Source organism: Mesorhizobium sp. M7A.F.Ca.CA.001.10.2.1 (genome assembly GCF_003998575.1).
Classification (GTDB): domain Bacteria; phylum Pseudomonadota; class Alphaproteobacteria; order Rhizobiales; family Rhizobiaceae; genus Mesorhizobium.
The window spans coordinates 1-6,987 of sequence record NZ_RZQY01000298.1; the positions used below are offsets into that span (position 1 = coordinate 1).

Sequence of the window (6,987 nt, forward strand, 5' to 3'; positions counted from 1 at the left end):
GGCGAGGGGTTGGCGTAAAGCGACTGCGCGTTGGTCGCTTCCTTCAAGAGTTCCGGCAGCGCCACGGTCGAGGCGAGCGAGGTGTCCTTGAACATCGAAACGCAGTTGCTGGTCATCGGCGGGATGACGACGCGGATCGCTTGGGGCAGCACCACTTTGCGCAAAGTCAGGAGGAACGGCAGGCCAAGCGCCTGCGACGCCTCGAATTGGCCACGCGGAATGCTTTCGATGCCGGAGCGGAACACTTCTGCCGAGTAAGCCGACATGATGAAGGCGAAGGCCGTCACCGCCGAGGCCCAGGACGACAGGCGTATGCCGAGGAAGGGCAGCGCGTAGTAGATCAGGATCAGCACGACCAGCACCGGCAGGGCGCGGAAGATGTCGGTGTAGCCGACCGCGAGCCAGCGCAGCGGCTTCGGCGCATAGAGCCGCACCAGGCTGATCCCCAGGCCGATGGGGATCCCGATGCCGATGCTCAAAATGCCGAGCAGCAGCGTGTTCAGGAAGCCGCGCAGCAGCGCCGGCAGGCTGGACATGATGACATCGGGGTTGAAGAAGGTGTCGATCAGCGACATCGGAGCGTTCCCGAACCCCAGAGCGAAGAGTGCTCACGTTAAAATCAATTGGCCTCGTCGACGGCGAGGTGATCTGCGGCAGAAGCCGGCGCCAAAACGTGAAATGAATCGTGCCGGCCTGGAAAGCCGGCACGATGTCAGCGCAGCTTTCAGCTCAGGCCTTCGGCAGCGGCATTTCCTTCATGGTCGAAGAGTCGGCCGGCGCGTCGCTGCCGAACCACTTCTTGTGGATCGCGGCCAGGGTGCCGTCCTTCTTCATCGCGCTCAGCGCATCGTTCAGCTTGCCCAGCAGCGGGTGGTCCTTGGTCATCATCAGGCCGTATTGCTCACCGGTCTTGATGCGCTCCTTGACGACCAGGTCCTTCATCTTGGTGAAGGAATACTCCATGCCCGGAATGTCGCTGACGGCCGCATCGACGCGGCCGGCGCTGAGGTCGAGCAGCAGATTCTGCTGCGTGTCGTAGCCCTTCACGTCGCTGAAGCCATCGGCTTCCTGATGCGCCTTGACCCAGGTTTCGCCGGTCGAGCCGGACAGCACGCCGATGATCTTGCCCTTGAGGTCGGCCTCGGCCTTGATCGCGCTGTCGGTCTTGGTGGCGATGCCCATGTCGGAATCGTAATAGGGCTGGGTGAACGACTGTGACTTCAGCCGCTCCGCCGTGATGGTGATCGACGAGATGGCGACATCGATGCGCTTCGAGGTGGTGGCGGCAAACAGCGCCTGGAAGCCGAGGTCGGCGATGTCGGTGGTCATGCCGATGCGCTTGGCGGCTTCGTTGACGATGTCGACTTCAAAGCCTTCGAAAGTGCCGCTCTCGTTCTTGTACTCGAAGGGTGGATTGGTCGGGTAGGCGCCGACATTGAGCACATCGGCGGCATAAGCGGTGGCGGGGCCGGCGGCGATGCCGATGGCGGCGGCGAGAAGAAGCAATTTGCGACGTGTGAAGCTCATTTGTGTTCCCTCTGTTGTTGATCGGGCGGGTTGCTCCCGCACGGTTTTTTGCCGCCCCGCACCGCAGGGCGTCAATTCATGGCAGCGACCAATGCGGTCATGGTTGGCGACATTTTTTGTTGCAGATCGCGGATCTGCGCGCGCACTTCATCGAAGGCATGGCGCGCATTGGATGATGACTGGGACAGTATGAACGACAAGAACTGAGACTCCCACCCGGAGCACCCACGATGGACTGGCCGGCACGATGGACTGGTCTGCACGATGGACTGGCCGGCAAGCCCGTCCGGCAAAGGCAATCGCCATCGACTGTGGAATGCTTATCCAAAGTGCGGCGCTTTTCAAGGCGAAAGTTTTAAGCTTAAAAAGCTGCGGTGTCGGTTGCGTGGCGGACACCATGCGGCCCGCTGGAACCGATACCCGCGAGCGATGGCGACCCGAAGCTATTTCAGGCTTGAAATATCTCCGCGCGGGCCTAGCGTGTGCTCTCTCGCCGGGAGGTCGCGACATGAACAAACCACACCCTTTGCACGGCCCGAACAGACTGAAGCTTGGCGTCTTTTCGACCAATGCCGATGGCGGCCTTGCTATCACAGACGTTCCGGAACGCTGGACGGCGAGCTGGCAGGATAATGTGACGGCGGCTCAGATCGCCGACCGCGCCGGGCTGGAGTTCATGCTGCCGATCGCGCGCTGGCGCGGTTTTGGCGGCCGCAACAAGGTGCGGGAATGGTCGTTCGAGACCTTCACCTGGGCGGCGGCTCTTGCCATGGCCACCGAACAGATCGGGCTGTTCATGACCGTGCATGTGCCGCTGGTGCATCCGCTCTATGCCGCCAAGGCGCTGGCGACGGTCGACCATATCAGCCAGGGCCGCGCGGGCTTGAACATCGTCTGCGGCTGGAACCCGAAGGAATTCGGCATGTTTGGCACGCCTTTGGTCGAGAAGGGCTACGATCAGGCGGCCGAATGGATCGAAATCCTGGAAAAGCTTTATGCCTCGGCCGAGCCGCTCGACTATGAGGGCACCTATTACCGCCTCAAGGAAGCCGTCAGCCGGCCGGCCAGTCTGCAGGTTCCGCGCCCGGTGACCATGAACGCCGCCTTCGGTGGGCCGGGCCGCGATTTCGCCGCTGCCCGGTGCGACTATCTGTTCACGACCTTTTCCGAAATGGGCGATGCCGGCAAGCATGTCGCCGATATCCGCGAACGGGCCGACAAGGCAGGCCGCGACGTAGGCGTCTACACGGTTGCGCATGTCGTCTGCCGCCCGACGATGGAAGAGGCGCAGGCCTATTATAACAGCTATGCGGTCGATATGGCCGACCACGATGCGGTCGATGCTCACATGGCCGGCAAGAAGGAATTCTCGCAGTCGCACGACCCGCACGCCTATGACCGCTACCGGCAACGCTTCGCCGGCGGCGCCGGCACCTACCCGCTGATCGGAACGCCGGAAACGATCGCTGCCGACATGGCCGCCATTGCCGGGCATGGCTATCAGGGCATCGCGCTGTCCTTCGTCAACTACACCAGGGAGTTGCCCTATTTCTGCGATCACGTGCTGCCGATTTTGCGGAAGGCGGGACTGCGCGAATAGTAGCTTTGCTCCGGGAAGCGGCTGCCTGTTGGCGGTCAGGGATTTCATCATCAGTTTAGGTAGAGCATTCGGAATTTGCCGAAGCCTCCCCAACTTCGTCATCCTCGGGTCTGCGCCGCGTCGCTTCGCTCCTTGCTCCGCCCGTGGATGACGAAGCGAGGGGCGTTTACTCCGGACGAACGAACTCCCTATTCCGGGATGACGGCGATCGCCTGGATCTCCACCTTGGCGCGATCCTCGACCAGCGCCATCACCTGCATGGCGGCCATCGCCGGAAAATGCCGGCCGATCACCTCGCGATAGGCCTCGCCGATGCCCCTGAGGTTGGCGAGGTATTCGGCCTTGTCGGTGAAATACCAGGTCATCGAGGTGATGTGCTGCGGCCCGGCACCGGCTTCCGCCAGCACCGCGACGATGTTCTGAAGCGTTTGCCGCACCTGGCCGACAAAATCGTCGGTCTCGAACTGGCATTGCCCGTTCCAGCCGACCTGTCCGCCGACGAAGACGAACTGTCCGCGTGCCGCGACGCCATTGGCGTAGCCGACAGGTTTTGCCCAGCCTTCGGGCTGCAGAATCCTGTGCATTCAAAACCTCCCGGTATTCCAAAACCCAATTTTCAAAATCGAAAGCTCGTCAAAATCTCTGCCGTCAGGCAGCGCCCATCACTTGCCGCGCAATCACCACTTTCTGAACGTCGGAGGCACCCTCATAGATGCGCAGAGCGCGGATCTCGCGATACAGGCTTTCAATGATGTGGCCCCTGCGGACACCGTCGCCGCCATGCAGCTGCACAGCCTTGTCGATCACCTCTTGCGCCTTGTCGGTGGCAAACAGCTTGGCCATCGCCGCCTCGCGTGTGACCCGCGCGGCGCCCATGTCCTTGGTCCAGGCGGCGCGGTAGACCAGAAGCGCCGCCGCATCGACGTCCAGCGCCATATCGGCGATGTGGCCCTGCACCATCTGAAGTTCGGCCATCGGCGCGCCGAACAGTTTGCGCTCGGCCACGCGTTTGATGCTTTCATCCAGCGCGCGCCGGGCAAAGCCGAGTGCCGCCGCACCAACGGTCGAGCGGAACACGTCGAGCACCGACATGGCGATGCGGAAGCCGTCGCCGGGTCTGCCGATCAGCGCAGCGGCCGGCAGGCGGACCTGATCGAAAGACAGCCGTGCCAGCGGATGCGGCGCGATCACTTCCAGCCGTTCCGCGATGCCAAGGCCCCTGGCGTCGCCAGGCACGAGGAAGGCGGAAAGCCCCTTGGCGCCCGGCGCCTCGCCGGTGCGGGCAAAGACGACATAGAGGTCGGCGATGCCGCCATTGGAGATCCAGGTCTTTTCACCCGACAGAACGTAACTGTCGCCGTCGCGGGTCGCCGTCATTTCCGTGTTGGCGACATCCGACCCGGAGCGCGGTTCCGACAGGGCGAAGGCTGATATCGCCTTGCCGGCACGTGTCTTCGCAAGCCATTCCTGTTGCTCCGGCGTGCCGAACAGGCTGAGCGCGCCGGTACCCAGCCCTTGCATGGCGAAGGCGAAATCGGCCAACCCGTCATGGCGGGCAAGCGTCTCGCGCGTGATACACAAAGTGCGCACGTCGAGGGGCCCCGGATTGTCGGTGTCGAGAGCCGTCGGTTTCAGCCAGCCGTCCCGGCCCAACTGCGCCACCAGTTCGCGGCAAGCGGCATCGACATCATGGTGATCGACCGGCAGGTTTTTTGAGCACCATGCGTCGAGGCGCTCGGCCCACTCGCGATGGCTGTCTTCGAAGAAGGGCCAGTTGAGGAAGGAGCGGTCAGGCATGGGTGCCTCCGCAATTGAGGCGTTGCGCTCTACGGTGCCCCCCTCTGTCCTGCCGGACATCTCCCCCTCTAGGGGGGAGATTGGCAGCTTCGCCGCCACGGCTCATCCTGCCACGCTGGTGGTTGGCGAAAACCGACGCAACATCCAATCTCCCCCCTAGAGGGGGAGATGTCCGGCAGGACAGAGGGGGGCGCTGTCCCGCCGACGTCTCCACGGAATGCATCATCCCTCAATCCCCCTCGAACACCGGCTTTTCCTTGGCCACGAACGCCTTGTAGGCGCGCTCGAAGTCGCGGGTCTGCATGCAGATCGCTTGCGCCTGCGCTTCCGCCTCGATCGCCTGGTCGAGACCCATCGACCATTCCTGATTGAGCTGCGTCTTGGTGATGCCGTGCGCAAAGGTCGGGCCGGAAACGATGCGCGCCGCCATATCGAGCGCGTCGGCCTCCAGCGAGGCGGCATCGACCAGCCGGTTGTAGAAACCCCAGCGTTCGCCTTCCGCCGCCGTCATGGTGCGGCCTGTGTAGAGCAGTTCTGCGGCGCGGCCCTGGCCGACGATGCGCGGCAGGATCGCGCAGGCGCCCATGTCGCAGCCGGCGAGGCCGACGCGGGTGAACAGGAATGCGGTCTTGGCTTCCGGCGTGGCGATGCGGATATCGGAGCTCATCGCAATGATGGCGCCGGCGCCGACCGCGACACCGTCGACCGCAGCAATGATCGGCTTGCCGCAATTCAGCATCGCCTTGACGAAATCGCCGGTCATGCGGGTGAAGGCCAAGAGCTCCTTCATGTCCATCTTGACCAGCGGGCCGATAATGTCGTGGACATCGCCGCCGGAGCAGAAATTGCCGCCATTGGAGAGGAACACCACGGCGTCGACATCGTCGGCATAGACGAGGTCGCGGAACGTGTCGCGCAGCTCGGCATAGCTGTCGAAGGTCAGCGGGTTCTTGCGCTCCGGCCGGTCGAGCCGGACCTTGGCGATCCTGCCCTCGACCTCCCACAGGAAATGCTTCGGCTTGCGCCCGGCCATTGCGGTCATTCGCGTCCCTCCCAGTTGCTGCGAAACGAGGTCAGCATGCCGGTCAGCCGGCGCGCGTCGTCCTCGCTGACCTTGCCCAGCAATTCACCGATCCAGCCTTCATGCGCCGCGGCGATTGTGGCGAAGGCTTGCGTGCCTTCCTCGGTCAGCCGCACCATCGACGTGCGGCGGTCGCCATTGCGCCTCGCGCGGGCGACAAGTCCTTCCGAAACCAGCCGGTCGACGATGCCCGTGACATTGCCGTTGGAGACCAGCAGGAAGCGCGACAGGTCGCTCATCAGCATGCCTTCCGGCATCCTATAGAGTGCTGCCATCACGTCGAAGCGCGGCAGCGTCGTGTTGAACTCCTTCTTCAGCCGCTCGCGCAGCTCGGCCTCGATCGTGCGCGAGGCTCGCAGCAGCCTGATCCACAGCCGCAAGCGGTCCTTGCCGGGTCCCGACGGCGCGGGCAGGGGGCCGGCTACCATGTTTCGCCTCCTGAGATGGAAATCGCCTGTCCGGTTATCGATTGGGCGGCGTCGCCGCACAGCCACAGCACGGCGGCGGCGACCTCATCCGGCTGGATGAAGCGGCCTTGCGGGTTGTTCGAGGCGAGGCTTGACCGCGCTTGCTCGACCGAGCGGCCGGTCTTCTCGATGATGCGCTGGATGGACTCTTCCAGCATTTCGGTTTCCACAAAGCCTGGGCACACCGCGTTGACGGTGACGCCCGATTTCGCCGTTTCGGCGGCAAGCGCCCGCATCAGGCCAACGACGCCATGCTTGGCGGCGACGTAAGACGCGACGTAGGCGTAGCCTTTCAGGCCGGCGGTCGAGGCGATGAAAACAATTCGTCCTGTTTTCCGCACGGCCATGCCGGCCAGCGCCGGCTTCACCGTCAGGAAGGCGCCGGTCAGATTGACGTCGAGCGTTCGCTGCCAGTCGCTGAGCGCGGTTTTGTGCGCCGGGGCGCTGCCGGCCATGCCGGCATTGGCGACAACGATGTCGAAGGGTCCGCGCGCGGCTTGCGCCCTCTGGTAGAG

At 63.6% G+C, this 6,987-nt stretch carries 9 protein-coding genes; 1 reads left to right on the forward strand and 8 read right to left on the reverse strand.

The window, feature by feature from the left end:
• From EN964_RS19295 to EN964_RS39125, 3 genes are all read right to left on the reverse strand, one after another.
• On the reverse strand, nucleotides 1-575 hold a 575-nt coding region (locus EN964_RS19295), incomplete at its 3' end, for an amino acid ABC transporter permease (RefSeq protein ID WP_164775880.1).
• Between the two features lie 154 nt (nucleotides 576-729).
• Nucleotides 730-1,527, reverse strand: coding sequence for an ABC transporter substrate-binding protein (locus EN964_RS19300; RefSeq protein ID WP_127268313.1), 798 nt, complete (start codon nucleotides 1,525-1,527; stop codon nucleotides 730-732).
• A gap of 71 nt (nucleotides 1,528-1,598) precedes the next feature.
• Entirely contained in the window at nucleotides 1,599-1,727 is a 129-nt protein-coding gene (locus EN964_RS39125) for a hypothetical protein (RefSeq protein WP_256755016.1), read from the reverse strand.
• Nucleotides 1,728-2,035: 308 nt separating this feature from the next.
• On the opposite strand from EN964_RS39125, the gene EN964_RS19305 reads away from it, so the two are divergent.
• Nucleotides 2,036-3,127: an LLM class flavin-dependent oxidoreductase gene (locus tag EN964_RS19305; RefSeq protein ID WP_127268312.1), complete on the forward strand. Its 1,092-nt coding sequence runs from the start codon at nucleotides 2,036-2,038 to the stop codon at nucleotides 3,125-3,127.
• Between the two features lie 188 nt (nucleotides 3,128-3,315).
• On the opposite strand, the gene EN964_RS19310 is transcribed toward EN964_RS19305, so the two are convergent.
• The 5 genes from EN964_RS19310 to EN964_RS19335 form a co-directional block, all read right to left on the reverse strand.
• Nucleotides 3,316-3,711, reverse strand: coding sequence for a RidA family protein (locus tag EN964_RS19310; RefSeq protein ID WP_127268311.1), 396 nt, complete (start codon nucleotides 3,709-3,711; stop codon nucleotides 3,316-3,318).
• A 64-nt stretch (nucleotides 3,712-3,775) separates the two neighbouring features.
• Nucleotides 3,776-4,924 (reverse strand): acyl-CoA dehydrogenase family protein, encoded by a 1,149-nt coding sequence (locus tag EN964_RS19315; RefSeq protein WP_127268315.1) that lies wholly within the window; start codon nucleotides 4,922-4,924, stop codon nucleotides 3,776-3,778.
• Between the two features lie 229 nt (nucleotides 4,925-5,153).
• Complete coding sequence (locus EN964_RS19325) at nucleotides 5,154-5,966, reverse strand: enoyl-CoA hydratase family protein (protein WP_127268310.1); 813 nt, start codon at nucleotides 5,964-5,966, stop codon at nucleotides 5,154-5,156.
• Entirely contained in the window at nucleotides 5,963-6,433 is a 471-nt protein-coding gene (locus tag EN964_RS19330) for a MarR family winged helix-turn-helix transcriptional regulator (RefSeq protein WP_127271381.1), read from the reverse strand. The genes EN964_RS19325 and EN964_RS19330 overlap by 4 nt, the downstream gene beginning before the upstream one ends.
• Nucleotides 6,427-6,987, reverse strand: a 561-nt coding sequence (locus EN964_RS19335; RefSeq protein WP_164775881.1) for an SDR family NAD(P)-dependent oxidoreductase, incomplete at its 5' end; no start/stop codon positions are given. The genes EN964_RS19330 and EN964_RS19335, both read right to left, overlap by 7 nt.

Coding starts and splice junctions, on each gene's coding strand:
- EN964_RS19300 (WP_127268313.1), bottom strand. CDS start 1,527: ATGAGCTTCACACGTCGCAAATTGCTTCTTCTCGCCGCCGCCATCGGC.
- EN964_RS19305 (WP_127268312.1), top strand. CDS start 2,036: ATGAACAAACCACACCCTTTGCACGGCCCGAACAGACTGAAGCTTGGC.
- EN964_RS19310 (WP_127268311.1), bottom strand. CDS start 3,711: ATGCACAGGATTCTGCAGCCCGAAGGCTGGGCAAAACCTGTCGGCTAC.
- EN964_RS19315 (WP_127268315.1), bottom strand. CDS start 4,924: ATGCCTGACCGCTCCTTCCTCAACTGGCCCTTCTTCGAAGACAGCCAT.
- EN964_RS19325 (WP_127268310.1), bottom strand. CDS start 5,966: ATGACCGCAATGGCCGGGCGCAAGCCGAAGCATTTCCTGTGGGAGGTC.
- EN964_RS19330 (WP_127271381.1), bottom strand. CDS start 6,433: ATGGTAGCCGGCCCCCTGCCCGCGCCGTCGGGACCCGGCAAGGACCGC.